Here is a 14655-nt window from a genome sequence, read left to right as displayed (position 1 = left end):
GTGGGGGGTCTGTCCCCTTATCACCACCTGCGGTAATCGGGGGTCTGTCCCCTTATCACCACCTGCGGTAATCGGGGGTCTGTCCCCTTATTGCCACCTGCGGCGATTGGGGGTCTGTCCCCTTATTGCCACCACTCCCCTAACGCCATGTGGTGAACCTCTTCTGCAGCCAGCCGGAGAAGTAGTTGAGCACCGTGACTGTCATGCCGCAGGTGATGATGCCCGCGTAGATGTTCGCGTAGTTCGCGAACACGTTGGCATTGGATATCCAGTATCCGATGCCAGACTTGGCGCCAAAGCTCTCGGCGTACATGAGCATCAGAAAACCCGTGGTGAGCGACACACGCAGGCCCTTGAGGATGTCCGGGATGATATAGGGAATGATGACCTTGCTGATCATGGTCGGCGTATTGACCATGAGCACGCGCGTGTTATCCACGATTGCCGGCGGCAGCGACCCGACACGCAGGATCATGGACAGGAACTGCGGCCAGAACACGCCAATGAGGATGACCATGATGGCCGCCCAGCGGTAGGTGGGCATGATGATGACGAGGAACGGCGTGAACACGACCGACGGGATGGGCGCAAACACGTTGGCAATCGGATAGAAAATCGCACGCAGGCGCGGAATCCATCCGCAGATGATGCCGAGGATGATGCCGAGAATCGTCCCCAGGATGTAGCCCGTGAGCAGCAGTTGCAACGAGGAGACCACGTTCATCGCAAGCTCGCCGCTGTATTCGACGAAGACGTTGAAGACGTTTTCCGGCGAAGGAATGAGCACGTTATGGGCAATGCCCAGCTTGGGGCCAACAAGTTCCCAGGCGATGAAAATCACCCAGACGATCAGGATGATGTCGGATGAGCCCTCTGGCATGGGATCCTTGCGCCGTCCTAGAGCCAGGGCGAGCAGATAGAAGAGCTCGATGCAGCAGATGGCGATGATTTCGCCTGTTACGGGTGCGACATTGGTGCGCGTATTGGGCATGAGGAAAATGATGCCCAGCAGCGCAAGCAGGAGCACATGTGAGATGACCAGGTGCGTTTTGATCTTGCGCGGCATCTACATCACCTCCTCGTATACGCGTTCGCGGTCGGCCTGATCGAGCTTCGTCTCCTCGGCCGCGTAGAACAGCTCCATAAGGTACGCACGACGTTCCTTGTAGACATCGGTCTCGAAGAAGGCCTCGGGATCACGCGGACGCGGAATGTCGAGCGTAAACTCGTCGATGAAGCGGCCGCCACTCATGAACACGATGCGATCGGCCAAAAGCAGCGCCTCCTCGACGTCGTGGGTAACGAAGATGGCCGTCTTGCGCGACTCGTCCGACATCCACAGGCCCTCCATGAGACCTTGCAGCTCGCGGCGCGTCTTGATGTCAAGCGCACCGAAGGGCTCGTCGAACAGGAGCATCTCGGTGTCCATTGCAAGCGCGCGGGCAATGGCCACGCGTTGCTGCATGCCGCCGGAAAGCTGATAGGGGTACAAGTCGGCGGCCTTGCTCATGTTGACCTTGGCCAGGTATTCGTCGGCAATTTCGGAGATGCGCTCCTTGCTCAAACTGCGGTGTAGCTCGAGCGATGCCTGATGAATGCCGAACTCGACGTTTTGCTTCGCCTTCATCCAGGGAAAGATCGCATAGTTCTGGAAGACCACCGAACGGTTCATGCCGGGACCATCGAGCGGTTCGTCGCCAATGAGAATCCTTCCTCCCAACGGCTTTTGCAGGCCGGCAAGAATGCGAAGGGTGGTGGACTTGCCGCACCCCGAATGCCCGACCAGGCACAGGAACTCGCCGTCCGCAACGTGCAGATTCAGGTGCTTGAGCACGAGGTCCTCATCGGGAATATCCTCTACGGTCACATGGCGGTGCTTGCGTGTCTTGAACTTGTCCACCTCGTCGGGGTAGGCATAGGACACGTCAATCATGTCGAGCGAGCTCATCATCACCCTCCGTTTTCTTGTCTCTCGTCTTACATATGGGGAAGGACGGCCCTGCGCAAACAGGACCGCCCTGGGGGCAACGCTGACAGCCGAAAGGGACTTAGCTGTTGTAGATGGCAAAGTCGGCGGCAAGCTTCTGATAGGTCTGGTTGTCGGGATACTGCGAAACCAGACGATCGAGAGCGCGCTTGTAGACCTCACTCGTGGCGTACTGATCCATCGCGTTCTCGTCGCCCTCGATCTCGCCGATGGAGAGCATGGCCTTGTAATAGTCCACAATCTCGTTGGTATGGGGATCGGGCGTGAGGTCCATCATGTTGCGATAGGAATCGGTGCCGTAGAGGGCCGCCTCGACGTACTCGGGGGTCTGGGCGGAGTAATCGACCATGCGCTTGATGACGTCTTCCTTGTTGTTGAGGTAATAGTCATAGCCGCGAATGAGGGCGACCTCGAAGTCAACGAGGGACTGGAACTTGTTGTGATAGGCGTCGTCGGAGCAGTTCTGGCGGCAGCACGGATAATCGCCCGTCACGTCCGCAGGTGCACCAGCGACCTTGATGTCATCCATGGAGGTTGAATAGGTGTAGCCCATGGCATTGTTGGCGATGAACAGGTCGCACTGACCCGAACGCAGACCCTCGAGAGCCGTGGTGGGATTATCGACGTACTCGAACTCGACGTCCTTGCCCAGCTCAAGGCCGTTGTCTTGGAGATAGGCCTTCAGGTAGATCTGGCCGCTCTCCTCGCGCTGGCAGGCAATCTTGAGACCGCGGAAGTCCTCGGCAGTCTTGAGGTCGCGATTGAAACCGGTGGTGGAAATGAACTCCGAACCATCGAGAATGGTGCCGCCGAAGACGTAGATGGGAATACCCTGCGACACATAGGAGCATGCCGGGACAATGCCGAAGAGGTCGATGTCGAGCTTGTTGACGGACATCGAGGCCATGGCATCGGCGAGTGCGACGGTCTGGAACTCGACGTCGCAGCCCTCCTCCTCGAAGTAGCCAAGCTGATCGGCGAGAATGGCCGGAGCAATCTTGATGAGCTTGCCGGTGACGGCGCATACCAGATGCTCGCCATCGCCCTTTTCCATGAAATCGTTGTTGCTGCCTTGGCCTGAGCCACCGCAACCAACGAGAGACACGGTCAGCAGGGCGCTCATGGCAAGAGCGGCTACCAACACTCCAATCTTCTTGCTTATTTTCATGTGGTCTCCCTTTCGTGAATCGTGACTGAGCGCGGAGACTATAGCATCTATTGGACGCATGCAAATAGTTAAGTGCAAAATGTCTCTATTGGATTAATGCTAATGGTAGATGAATGTCGGTAATCGGTTTGGTGCAGTATCGTGCGTGCGCAAGGAGGGGGGGGGGGGCGGGGGTCAGGGGTTCGGGGGTCTGTCCCCCTATTGTCAGCTTTGGGTTCGGGGGTCTGTCCCCCTGTTGCCAGCTTGCCGTATTATGCTAGCGCAAGCTGGCAGATGATAAGCAGCGCGATGAAGAACGCGCCGTTCACGATGCCGAAGAGACGAAGGAAGGACGCCGTGTCCGGCGCATCCGGCTCACGTAGGCGCGGGACCATCGTGCGCGCGATGGCAAAGTGGCGAATCGCGATGAGGCTCGCGAGCGATCCCACAAAGGTGCCCGCTCCCCCGATATTCACGCCGATGAGCAGCGGTTGCCACGCGTCGGCAAAGTGCGAGAGCAGCACCGCGGCGGGCACGTTGCTGATGACCTGGCTGGTCAAAGCGGAGGTGAGCAAGCCCCACTGTCCCATGAGCGGCTGAAGCGCTTCCTCCAGCACCGGGATGCGCGCCATGTTCCCTGCAAAGACGAAGAAACAGAGGAACGTAGCGAGCAGCGGATAGTCGACCTTAAGCAACGCATCACGATCGAGAATGAGAAGCGCCACGATTACGATGATGACGGCAATGCCAAAGGGGATTACGCGAAAGACCGCGAGTAGCGCGATGACGAAGAGCGGCACGTAGACTATGAGGCGTCGTCGGTCGAGCATCGCGGCTGAAGCCGCGGGGGCCATGACGTCCTCGTCTGACGTGCCCTGTTGCGGCTGCATCGAAACGCTGTCGTCTTCGACAATGCCACGTCCCGTCATGAACCAAGTCGCGAAGACGACACCCACGACGGACAGGAGAAACGGCATGGCCATCGTCATGAGGAATTCGCCCAGCTCAACGTGGAAGTAGGAGTAAAGATAGATGTTCTGGGGATTTCCGAACGGCGTCACCATGCCGCAGAGGTTCGCCGCGAGCGCCTGCAACGCGAAGACGGCGGGCACGAGCCGTGGTTGGCCGGACTCGACAAGAGCGGCCACCGAGAGCGGCAGCATGATGACGAGCGCGACGTCGTTGGTAAACGCCATCGAAAACGCGGCCGTGACGAGCACGAGCGTCATCGCCAGCTTGCGCGGACTTCCGAAGCGCGCGATGGCGGCGCGGGCGGCCCAGTCGAAGACACCTGCGTTTCGCAACGCGCTCGCAACAGCCAGCACGCAGAACAGGCATCCGATGGTCTTCCAGTCAAAGTAGCCGAGATACGCCCCGTCAGGCGGCACGAAGAACATGGAAACGAGGGCGACAAACGCCGCGGTGCCAAGCATCCAGTGCCTGCGCAGCAGCTGCATCAATCGGTATCGCAAGCGCACGACGCCCTCCGTCTCAGAGATTTTCGGACGCCATTATAGACGCTATCGCATGGGACAAATGGACAAGTCATTTGTCCCACTGCTGACGATATTTACTCCCCAAAGTCGAACATGGCGGAGCTGAGGTAGCGCTCGCCGGTGTCGGGCAGAATCACCACGATGTTCTTGCCGGCGTTCTCGGGGCGTTGGGCGAGCTTCGTTGCAGCGGCAACGGCGGCACCGGACGAGATGCCAACGAGCAGACCATCATGAGCAGCAAGCTCACGACCCGCCTCGAAGGCCTCCTCGTTGGTGATTGTGATGACCTCATCGTAGACGTCCGTGTCGAGCGTCTCGGGCACGAAACCGGCGCCGATGCCCTGTATGCCGTGCGATCCGCTTCGGCCTTCCGAGAGTACGGGCGAGTCCGCCGGCTCCACGGCAACGACCCGCACGTCCGGGTTCTGCTCCTTCAGATACGCGCCCGTGCCGCTGATCGTGCCACCCGTCCCAACACCGGCAACCAGAATGTCAACCTTGCCGTCCGTAGCCTCCCAGATCTCGGGGCCCGTCGTACGATAGTGAATCGCCGGGTTGGCCGGGTTGGTGAACTGGGAGGGAATGAACGAGTTCGGGATTTCCGCGGCAAGCTCCTCGGCCTTTGCGATGGCGCCCTTCATGCCGTCTGCGCCAGGCGTGAGCACAAGCTCTGCACCATAGGCGCGCATGAGATTGCGCCGCTCGACAGACATGGTATCGGGCATCGTGATGATGATGCGGTTGCCTCGAGCGGCAGCGATGGCGGCAAGGCCAATGCCGGTGTTGCCGCTCGTAGGCTCAATGATGACCGTGTCGGCATCGAACAGGCCGTTTGCCTCGGCCTCGTCGATCATGGCCTTCGCGATGCGGTCCTTGATCGAGCCGGCAGGCTCGAAGTACTCGACCTTGCCGATGAGCCTGGCGCCCAGGCCGTGATTGTTCTCGTAATTCGTCAGCTCGACAAGCGGCGTGTTGCCAATGAGCTCAAAGACGTTCTTGTGTATGCGCATGGGATATTCCTCCCTTTTCGTGATTTCCGTTATGCATACGTGCATTCTAGTACCAATTAGGCGACCGCCGATGAGGTCTCGAGGCGCGATGCGTGGATATCGTAGGGGTCGTACGAAGAGGCAGCGGGTACCTCGCCAATGATGTCGAAGGCGTCGCCCGCACAGACGCGTCCCCCTTTAATCACCTTGCAGAATACGCCTTCACGCGGCATGATGCAGTCCCCCATCTTGTGGTAGATCGCGCAGTGCTTGTGACACTGCTTGCCGACCTGCGTGAGTTCCAGCACCGCGTCGCCCACGACAAAACGCGTGCCGACGGGAAGCGATTTAAGGTCGAAGCCCTCGACGATGATGTTCTCGCCAAACGAACCGTTCTCTACATCGGCGCCGAGCCTCTTGAAAGCCTCGATGCGCTCGTAGCCGAGAAGGCTCACCTGACGATGCCATGGGCCGGCATGGGCATCATCCTCGATGCCCCAATCGGGAATGAGGTCGATATGCTGCTGCTCGGATTTTTGAATGCCCTTGACGGTGCTGGTGCAAACGGCTTTGACGGTGCCCATGTTGCACGCTCCTTTGCGAGAGGCGATGCATCGTGCGCCACCTCGATGCACCCGGTGCAACCAATGGGTGTTCCCTAGGCCGCTGCACGACGGCCTTCGGGCAAATCATGGCGTGAGCAGAGTATAGCGCTTTATTCGCGAAAAGGAATAGAGAGTTCATATGCGGCATTGAGAAAGGTGTCCCCGGAGTGACACAAAGGACAGGTGATTAGGTTGGAAATGTCAATTAATGGTGCAGCTTCTTACGCATCTGCTTGAGGTGATTGGCCTTGAAGGAACGGCGGCCACCAAAGAGCTTGAAGAGTACCCGACACTCCCACCCTCCTGATAAACAAAATGCGCGGGGACATCCCCGCGCGCTTGGCTGCCCTCGCGCCAAGCGCGAGATGCTAGTACAACTATATCACGGCTGAGGCGACATAGATGCGAGCCCGTTCGATTGTGAGCGAAATGCCAACGGAAACGTTGTGCCAAAGCTGCAGGATGTATTCCGACAATCGAGGGTCGCAATCGGGGGTCTGTCCCCCGGTTCCCATTCCAGAGTCGAATGAGGGAAATGCCAGTTCAGGACCTTAGAATCGACGTGAATCAATTCACCACCGGATTCCTGAGGAGGACATTTCATGGACGTGCGAAAAGAACCGGATGTGACCGACCTTCGACCCGCTTCAGGACGATTGAAGGACAAGGTCGTGATTGTCACGGGGTCCACTTCGGGCATAGGAAAGGCGTGCGCCATCCTCTTTGCTTGGGAAGGGGCAAAGGTGACGGTGGTCGGCCGTCGCAAAGACGCGGGTGCAGCCGTGGTGGACCGCATCAGGCGCGACGGCGGGCAAGCCGTTTTCGTAAACGCCGACATCACGAAGGAAGCCGATCGCCAGGCCATCGTTGACGGCACCCTCAAGGCCTTTGGCTCTATCGACGGCCTGCTCAACAACGCCGGCTGCCTCATATCGAAGCCGACGCTGGAACTCACACGGGAGGATTGGGACAGGTTCACCGACTTGGACGGCTACTCCTACCTGCGCATGATGCAACTCGTCATCCCCCAGATGGAACGCCAGGGCGGAGGCGCGATTTGCAATTGCACCTCCCTCGCCGCCATTGACAATGATGTACCTGGTGGCGCGCTGTACTGCTTCGTGAAGGCTGGCGTCAACCATATGACCCACTGCATCGCCAAGGAGTTCATCGGCAAGGGCATCCGCATTAACAACTTGTGCCCTGGGCTCGTGGAAACCGAAATGGTGCTCACCGGGCCGGGAACTGCGGGCTTTGACGCCATCGTCGAGCGGCTTCCAGCGGGTCGCGCCGCTACGGCTCTCGAGATGGCCTATGGGGCGTTGTATCTGCTGTCAGATGAGTCTTCCTATACCAGCGGAGCTTCCCTGATCATCGATGCCTCTCAACGGGGATTTTAGACCGAGTATTCCTTCGAAGCCTGCGAAGGAACGCTGGCGGATTCGCTTCTTTCCGTCAATCGGGGGTCTGTCCCCTTATTGCCATATCATGAAAAAGGAGGGTGCCGCACGCGCAGCACCCTCTCGAAAGCCTTTCTGTTATATGAATTACGCCAGAGGATTCGGCTTTGCGCTGGTGGGGATCTTCCAGATCGTACCGCTGCCAAACTCGGTCATGTACATGTAGCCATCCGGGCCGATGCACAAATTGCTGACGAGGTCAGTAGCGCCTTCGGGAAGCTTCCAGGCACCAATCTCGAAACCGTTGGGCGAAACCGCGACCATCTCACCGGCATTGAGGTGGGCGGCGTAAACGTTGCCAGCCTCATCGGTGAGAACGCCATCAGGACCATGGCCACCGTTCAGGCGAGCAAAGACGTAGGGCGTGTCCTTCTTATCGGTGTAGGTCTTGGAAGGCACGAGCACGATGGAGTTGGTGTTGAACTCCGCCACGTACAGGAACTTTCCATCGGGCGAGATGGTGATGCCGTTGGGATACGCAAAGTTGCCGGCATACTTCTCGACCTTGTAACTGCCATCGCCGTAATTCACATAGTAGACACTGCCCTCAGGATTGAGGTAGTCGGACTGACCCGGATCAGTGAAGTAGGCACCGCCCTGGCCATCAAGCACGATGTCATTCAGACCGAGGAAGTTCTGGCCGTCAACACCAGAGACCTTCACCGTGTACTCACCGGTGTTCACGTCATAGGTGCAAAGTCCTTGCGCACGGTCGGTGATGAGAAGCGTGTTTTCGTCGATGAACTTGGCACCATTGGGCATGGCCTTTTTCTCGGGATCAGCGTATACGGTCTGCACCTCATCGCCTACGAGCTTGAAGATACGCGACGTGCCGACGTCGATGAACCAGAGCTCACCATCACGAAAGTTCATGCCCTCGATAATGGCCGTGTCGGGAACGGTCGCAACCTTTTCCCACTTAGCGTCCGCTTTGATGGGTGCACTGGCATCAGATGCAGCGTTGCTTCCACCCGATGATCCACCACATCCAACCAGACTTGCTCCAAGAGCAATCGTCAGACCAATGGCGGCCGCTAAAGCGAAAATGTTTTTCTTCATTTTCCCTCCCTCTCTAAGTCTTTCGACCAACATTGGGAAAAGCATAGGAGATTTATGCAGAATGGAGATAATTCCAATTCAGTATCCGCTTGCAAGGGTCTCCAAATGAGGAATGCAGCGCCGAATGTCCCATGCCGATTTGCGAGAGGGCATTCGTTTTCGTAATCATCGCCGTGTCTCCACATGCCAAAAAGGTCCACCAAAGAGGGTCTGTCCCCTTGTTGCCACCGGCGACAAGGAAGGGTCTGTCCCCTAATTCCCAGCGCGCTTCTTGCCGAGGATGAGGGCGAGGACGAGAGCACCAGCCGCAAGCGCGGTGCCGAGGATCATCGCATCGCCAAAACCGGCTCCCTGGGCCGCGCCTTCCGAAATCCCACGTGCAATCGCTCCGCCCGTGCCCGCCTGGGCAACCCCACCATATAGCGAGGTTCCCAGAGCGCCGGCCACCATCACCAGAACGTTCATGATCGAGACGCCGTGTGCGTGCTCGGCCTGGGACAAGCGCTTGAGTCCCGCCGCCTGCGTCGCGGTGTAGACGAGTCCCAAGGCAACGAATGTGACGCAGGCACCCGTGATCACGAATACCAGCGAAAGCCCTCGTCCTGCCAAGCACATCACGAGCATCCCAATTGCCATGAGAAGATATCCCAATGGCAACAACGGCGTCTCGCCATGGGTGTCGAACAGGCGCCCTCCCAGAACGCTGAACGCGACGTTGCACATGACGGGCAGCAAGATGAGCGTCCCGGTCACCAGCGCCGACACGTCAAGGCCCTCCTGCAGGTATTGCGGCAGCAGAACCGTCGTGGAAAACGAAGTCATCATTGCAATCCCAAGCATTAGGCAAGCAAGTACATACGCAGGATTGGTAAACGGGGATAGATTAAGAAACGGGTCGGGGATGCGATGCTGTCTGCGTGCGAAGACTCCCAGGAACACGATGCCTATCGCGAGGGTGCAGGCGCTCATGACGATGTCCGAGCATATCTGGGTAAGCCCGTACATGAAGAAAGTGAGCCCAACCGATGCGAGGAAAACCGAGGGCGCGTCGAGCCTGCTCGCAGCTGTCTCGTGCACGTTGGATACGAAGAACACCGCTGCCACCAGCAAGAGCGCCATGACGATGGCGCCGGGGAGAAAGACGGTGCGCCAGCCCAAAAGCGAGATCATGGCGCCTGTCACGACCGGTCCGAGCGCCGGGCCGAGCGTCAGGCACATGTTTCCGACCGAGAGCACCGTCCCCATCTGCTCGCGTGGCGTCACCTTCAGTATTGTCGTCACCATGATGGGAACGAAGAGCCCCGTGCCGATCGCTTGCAGCAACCGAAAGGTCAGGAGAAGCGGATAGCCCGGCGCCAGCATCGCCGCGAACGAAGTTGCCACGAAGACAATCCCAGCGGCAAAGACGATGCGGCGCAGGGGAAAGCGATGCTGCAGGAACGCACAGATCGCGCTCGTTATCGCGGAGACGATCATGTAGCCCGTCACCAGCCACTGCGATGCGACGCTCGAGACATCGAACTCCGCCTGGATGTAGACGAGAGCGACGTTGACCGTGTTCTCATTGAATGCGGCGACGAAGCCCATGCCAATGAGAACGGCGAGCATCGTCCGGTCGCCGCGGTTCACGCCACCCATCGCGCTATAACGCTCCTCCCCGACATGGACTCATCGGCAATCAGGGGTCTGTCCCCTTCTTCCCACCTGCGGTTACTTGAATTTGCAGAGGATTGCCGAAAGGCCGCCGACAAGGCCCAGCACACACAAAACCGCACCACAGACAAACCAGTTCGAAATGTCGGGACCCAACAGCATGCCCGGAACAAGGGAGCCCAGGAACTGGCCGATGCTCTGCACGAGCAGCAAAACGCCCATGCCAACGGTCATGAGCTTGGGATCGCCCAGCACCTGCGGATATGCCGCGATGACAACGGTGGGCATGCCCATGGAGAGCAAGCCCATGACCACGAGCGTTCCCCAGAAGACGGGGCCTGTGACGTTGAGCATGATGGGCGTGCAAATTGCCATGGAGACGATACCGATAATCACGAGCGGCTTGCAGCGATGCATCGCGTCAGAAATGGCACCAAACGCAAGCGACGAGATGATGGCGAGAAGCATCGGAATGGTGCTCACCAGACCGGAAAGCGCCGGATCCATCCCCTGCTGCTGCAAAGCAGTAGGCGCAAACGAAAGCACGGCGAGGAGCAAAATCTGGAAAATGGCATGCGGCAGATAGAACAGCCAGGTGTTCGGCTTGAAGAAGACGCGATATTCCGTTTTAAAGCGTTCACCGAAGGTCTTGTCCGCATTGGCAAGCGCCACCTGTTCGGCCGCACTCGTGTCAACGGGAGGCATCTTGATGACGAGTACGAAGGCAATCAGGGCGATGGCGGCGAAAACCGCGTAGCCAATCCACAGGCCGGCAAAGCCCGTGTTGTAGTACAGCAGCGGCGTGAAGATGCCACCGAAAGTGGCACCCAGCATGCCGCCAAGCATCCAGATGCCAGTGGCGATGCCCATGCGGGCCGGATCGACCGTCTGCTGCAACACGACCGGTCCACACGCGATGACGCAGACCAGGGCGGCTCCCTCGAGCGCGCGAGTCACGAGCAGCAGGGCGATGTCGCTGACGAAGGCCCCCGCCACGCTGGCGACGATATCCAGGATGAGCGCAGCGATGATCAGGTTCTTGGGACCAAACTTCCTGGAAAGCATGCCCACGGGCAACGCAAGGACTATGCCCGTAAACGTGAAGATGGACATGGTCCATGCAGCCGTGTTTGCATCGATTGCAAACTGCTCCATGATGGGAACCATGATCGTCGGGATTTTGTACTGCATGATGGTGACCGCCGTCGCCACCAGGAACAGCACGATCGCGACGACGAAGACGTTTTGGTATGGACCGGCCTTTCCCGCCGGTTCAGCGGTATTGCTCATAATCCGCCTCTCATCAAATCGGATGTTCATGTCTAGCTGAATAAGGAGCAGGACCGCCCCGCCACTATCAAGCGAGACGGTCCTGCTTCAGGCAATCGAAGGTCTGTCCCCCTTTTCCCGCTGGCGACGGAATAAAGGGTCTGTCCCCCGATTGCTAGCCCCGGCCATGAGCCTAGCGCCCTAGGCCTTACGACACGCTAGGCGACGGGGACGAACACCGCGCTCTTGGCCTTGCCGGCGGCCAGCGCCGCCATCTCCTCGGCCGTGCCGTAGTACATGCAGTGCGCCGGGCAGTGGTGCACGCAGGCGGCGTCCTTGCCCTCGGCGATGCGCCCTGCGCACATGTCGCAAAGCGACGTGGGCATGGGCAGGAAGTTGTACTCCCAGCGCCCGTCGGGAAGCTCCCTGGGGCCGTCCTGCAGGACGTGGATGCCGTACTGGCCCTCGCCGACCTCGAGGTGCTTCTTGCAGGCGACCTCGCAGGCGTGGCAGCCGGTGCAGAACTCGTAGTCGATCATCAATGCGTTAGCGCTCATACGTCATACCTACTTTCACGTCACCGTTGGACTCGTCGATGTCCTTGGAATAACCATCTTCCCTCGTCACGTGATAACCAGGCATGACCTTGCTGTTCTCCTCGGTGCACTTGTAGACCTTGCAAAGCTGGTTCTTATAGGGTGCTCCGTAGCCGGTGACACCGTTATCGCACTGCGGGATCAGGTTGTTGATGTTGGAATCAAAGGTGCCGAACAGGTTGGGCTCGGCGCCCTCGGTCTCGGGGAACCACCAGCCGTGCTCGGCGCGGACCACACGGTCGTCGAGCGACGGATTGATGCGCAGAATCTGGCGGCAGCGGCCATGCTGATTCTCGAGCCAGCACCACTCGCCATCTTCCAGACCGAGCTTTTCGGCCGCATTCTTGCTCATCTCGAACTTGGGCATGGGATGCAGCTCGCGCGAGGTGGTGTTGGGCTGACGATTCTCGGAGTGGAAGAACTCGAAGGAGCGGGCGCCCGTCGTGAGCACGAACGGGTACTTCTCGAAGAGCTCCGGCGTACGGTACGGAGAGCTCGTCGGCTCCTCCCAATCAGGCAGCGGATCGTAGCCCCACAGCATCATGGTCGTGTTGTAGAGCTCGACACGACCTGTCGGAGTGTTGAAACCGACCTGGCCGTCGTAGCGGCCCTCGCCAATCTCGTACTTGCGGTAATGGAACTCGGGATACTTCCACACGTCATGGTTGACGAGCTGGTCGAAATCTCCACCATAGGCGGGCGTCTCGTTCTTGAGGATGTTGTCAGCCCACTCGATCTCGTTGTCAAACGGGAAGTTCTCCGGGTGCAAGCGCTTGCCCAAATCGATGATGATGTCCTCATCGGACTTGACCTCGCCAAACTGCGTGACCTTCTTCATGCCGCGCAGCGGGACCCACCACACGCGCTGGCTATCACGCTCGCAGCTCATGGCACACGGCAGGAACAGGTCGGCGAATGCGACCGCGGTAGGCGTCATGTACATGTCGACCACGACTACGAAGTCGAGGGACTTTACCGCACGGTAGATACGCGGAGCATCCGAGCCCATGTTGGCGATGGGGTTGGTCGACTGCAGCCAGAGCATCTTGATGGGGTACGGGTCGCCGGTTTCGATGGCCTTCAGAATGGAGTCGGAATGGGCCGTGGAGCTGAAGCCCGCCTTGGCCATGAGGGGATACTCGGCGCCGATGCGCTTTGCCTGGACCTCGGGAGCAAGGTTGTTGAAGCCATAGTTGTAGGAGACGTTCTGGTCAAATGCGTTGCGGATGATGATGTTGCCGCCAGGGATGTCGACGTTGCCCGTGATGGTCCACAGGGCGTTGATGGCCATGGCCGACGGAATACCCCAGACCGCTTGATCAATCGGGAGACCCCACTGGATGGTGGCGGGCTTTGCCTGCGCGTACATACGGGCAGCCGCAACGATCTCCTCTTCCGGAATCCAGCAAATCTCGGAAACCTTCTTGGGCGTCCAATCCTTGCAGCGCTCGCGCAGCTCGTCGAATCCATAGGTCCACTTCTCGACGAAGTCGTGATCGTAGAGGTCCTCCTCGATGATGACGTGGAGCATGCCGAGAGCCAGCGCGCCATCGGTACCGGGGCGTAGGCGCAGCCAATGCTCGGAACGTGACGCGAGCCAGGTGAGCGAAGGATCGATGGTGATGAGTTTGGAGCCGCGCTGCATGCAGTCGACGACCCAGCCGCCGTAGAAGTTGTCCGAGTTCGACCTGACAGGATTGTTGCCCCAAATCATGATGACCTCGGGGACGCGCCACTCGGTGTTCTCCTCGTCATAGCGGCTCTCGAACTGCTGCGACATGTCAGCAATCAAGAAGTCGCCGTTCATGGACGCCATCGCAGCGGAACGAGGCTGGAAGCAGGATTCGCCAGACAGGAAGCCAAGGCAGAAGTTGGGCGAACCGAATGCCGAATAGCAGAGATAAGGAACCTGCCAGCAAGCATTACGGCCAGTGCCCATCATGCAGGAAATGGATTCGGGGGCGTAGTCACGCCAGATCTCGCGGACCTTCTCCTCGATGATGTCGTATGCCTCGTCATAGGAGATCTCTTCCCACTTGTTCTCGCCACGCTCGCCCACGCGCTTGAGGGGCGAGGTGACACGTTGGGGATGATTGACGAACTCCGGCATCTCGAGACAACGCATGCAAAGGGTGCCACCGTTGAAGGGGTTATACGGATCGCCCTCGACCTTTTCGAGCTTTCCGTTTTTGGTGTAGTAGAGGACGCCGCAGCCGTCGTGGCAGCCGGGGCCCGACCAGGTCGTGGTGCGGGTCACGGTGTATTCGCCATCTTGCCAGGTGACGTCATCCTTATGCTCTTCGTAGTATTTGCTTGCCATGAAAGTCTCAACCTCTCAATCGTTTTACTACAGAGTGAGGGGGCGTCACGAGACGCCCCCAGCTCGTGTTCCGA

The 14655-nt window shown here is 58.9% G+C and carries 12 protein-coding genes; 1 reads left to right on the top strand and 11 read right to left on the bottom strand.

Going from position 1 to position 14655, the window contains the following annotated elements; translation table 11 throughout:
* Positions 1-139: 139 nt before the first annotated feature.
* The 6 genes from OIM11_01775 to OIM11_01750 form a co-directional block, all read right to left on the bottom strand.
* Entirely contained in the window at positions 140-1066 is a 927-nt protein-coding gene (locus OIM11_01775; protein HJI99877.1) for an ABC transporter permease subunit, read from the bottom strand.
* Positions 1067-1948 (bottom strand): ABC transporter ATP-binding protein, encoded by an 882-nt coding sequence (locus tag OIM11_01770; GenBank protein HJI99876.1) that lies wholly within the window; start codon positions 1946-1948, stop codon positions 1067-1069. It abuts the gene before it with no gap.
* Positions 1949-2048: 100 nt separating this feature from the next.
* Positions 2049-3155 carry an ABC transporter substrate-binding protein gene (locus tag OIM11_01765; protein HJI99875.1) on the bottom strand — a complete coding sequence of 369 codons (1107 nt, stop codon included), beginning with the start codon at positions 3153-3155 and terminating at the stop codon, positions 2049-2051.
* Positions 3156-3406: 251 nt separating this feature from the next.
* Entirely contained in the window at positions 3407-4612 is a 1206-nt protein-coding gene (locus OIM11_01760) for an SLC13 family permease (protein HJI99874.1), read from the bottom strand.
* 92 nt (positions 4613-4704) lie between these two features.
* Positions 4705-5640 (bottom strand): cysteine synthase A, encoded by a 936-nt coding sequence (gene cysK / locus OIM11_01755; protein HJI99873.1) that lies wholly within the window; start codon positions 5638-5640, stop codon positions 4705-4707.
* 56 nt (positions 5641-5696) lie between these two features.
* Entirely contained in the window at positions 5697-6203 is a 507-nt protein-coding gene (locus OIM11_01750) for an MOSC domain-containing protein (protein ID HJI99872.1), read from the bottom strand.
* Positions 6204-6826: 623 nt separating this feature from the next.
* Here OIM11_01750 and OIM11_01745 point away from each other — a divergent pair.
* A complete protein-coding gene (locus OIM11_01745; protein HJI99871.1) occupies positions 6827-7624 on the top strand; it encodes an SDR family oxidoreductase in 798 nt (265 codons plus the stop codon).
* 147 nt (positions 7625-7771) lie between these two features.
* Here OIM11_01745 and OIM11_01740 read toward each other — a convergent pair whose 3' ends face one another.
* The 5 genes from OIM11_01740 to OIM11_01720 all read right to left on the bottom strand — a co-directional run bounded on the left by OIM11_01740 (position 7772) and on the right by OIM11_01720 (position 14581).
* A complete protein-coding gene (locus tag OIM11_01740; GenBank protein HJI99870.1) occupies positions 7772-8743 on the bottom strand; it encodes an SMP-30/gluconolactonase/LRE family protein in 972 nt (323 codons plus the stop codon).
* A 252-nt stretch (positions 8744-8995) separates the two neighbouring features.
* Entirely contained in the window at positions 8996-10381 is a 1386-nt protein-coding gene (locus OIM11_01735; GenBank protein ID HJI99869.1) for an MFS transporter, read from the bottom strand.
* Between the two features lie 72 nt (positions 10382-10453).
* Entirely contained in the window at positions 10454-11686 is a 1233-nt protein-coding gene (locus OIM11_01730) for an MFS transporter (protein HJI99868.1), read from the bottom strand.
* Between the two features lie 197 nt (positions 11687-11883).
* Positions 11884-12222 carry a 4Fe-4S binding protein gene (locus OIM11_01725; GenBank protein ID HJI99867.1) on the bottom strand — a complete coding sequence of 113 codons (339 nt, stop codon included), beginning with the start codon at positions 12220-12222 and terminating at the stop codon, positions 11884-11886.
* Entirely contained in the window at positions 12212-14581 is a 2370-nt protein-coding gene (locus OIM11_01720) for a molybdopterin-dependent oxidoreductase (protein HJI99866.1), read from the bottom strand. The genes OIM11_01725 and OIM11_01720 overlap by 11 nt, the downstream gene beginning before the upstream one ends.
* Between the last annotated feature and the right edge of the window lie 74 nt (positions 14582-14655).

Source organism: Coriobacteriaceae bacterium (genome assembly GCA_025992705.1).
GTDB lineage: Bacteria > Actinomycetota > Coriobacteriia > Coriobacteriales > QAMH01 > QAMH01.
Note: the sequence above shows the minus strand (reverse complement) of the source record. Positions and strands in the feature narration are given on the sequence as shown.

Bases quoted from the DNA above. Each gene is read 5' to 3' on its own strand.
- OIM11_01775 (HJI99877.1), bottom strand. From the start codon at position 1,066: ATGCCGCGCAAGATCAAAACGCACCTGGTCATCTCACATGTGCTCCTG.
- OIM11_01770 (HJI99876.1), bottom strand. From the start codon at position 1,948: ATGAGCTCGCTCGACATGATTGACGTGTCCTATGCCTACCCCGACGAG.
- OIM11_01765 (HJI99875.1), bottom strand. From the start codon at position 3,155: ATGAAAATAAGCAAGAAGATTGGAGTGTTGGTAGCCGCTCTTGCCATG.
- cysK (HJI99873.1), bottom strand. From the start codon at position 5,640: ATGCGCATACACAAGAACGTCTTTGAGCTCATTGGCAACACGCCGCTT.
- OIM11_01750 (HJI99872.1), bottom strand. From the start codon at position 6,203: ATGGGCACCGTCAAAGCCGTTTGCACCAGCACCGTCAAGGGCATTCAA.
- OIM11_01745 (HJI99871.1), top strand. From the start codon at position 6,827: ATGGACGTGCGAAAAGAACCGGATGTGACCGACCTTCGACCCGCTTCA.
- OIM11_01740 (HJI99870.1), bottom strand. From the start codon at position 8,743: ATGAAGAAAAACATTTTCGCTTTAGCGGCCGCCATTGGTCTGACGATT.
- OIM11_01735 (HJI99869.1), bottom strand. From the start codon at position 10,381: ATGGGTGGCGTGAACCGCGGCGACCGGACGATGCTCGCCGTTCTCATT.
- OIM11_01730 (HJI99868.1), bottom strand. From the start codon at position 11,686: ATGAGCAATACCGCTGAACCGGCGGGAAAGGCCGGTCCATACCAAAAC.
- OIM11_01725 (HJI99867.1), bottom strand. From the start codon at position 12,222: ATGAGCGCTAACGCATTGATGATCGACTACGAGTTCTGCACCGGCTGC.
- OIM11_01720 (HJI99866.1), bottom strand. From the start codon at position 14,581: ATGGCAAGCAAATACTACGAAGAGCATAAGGATGACGTCACCTGGCAA.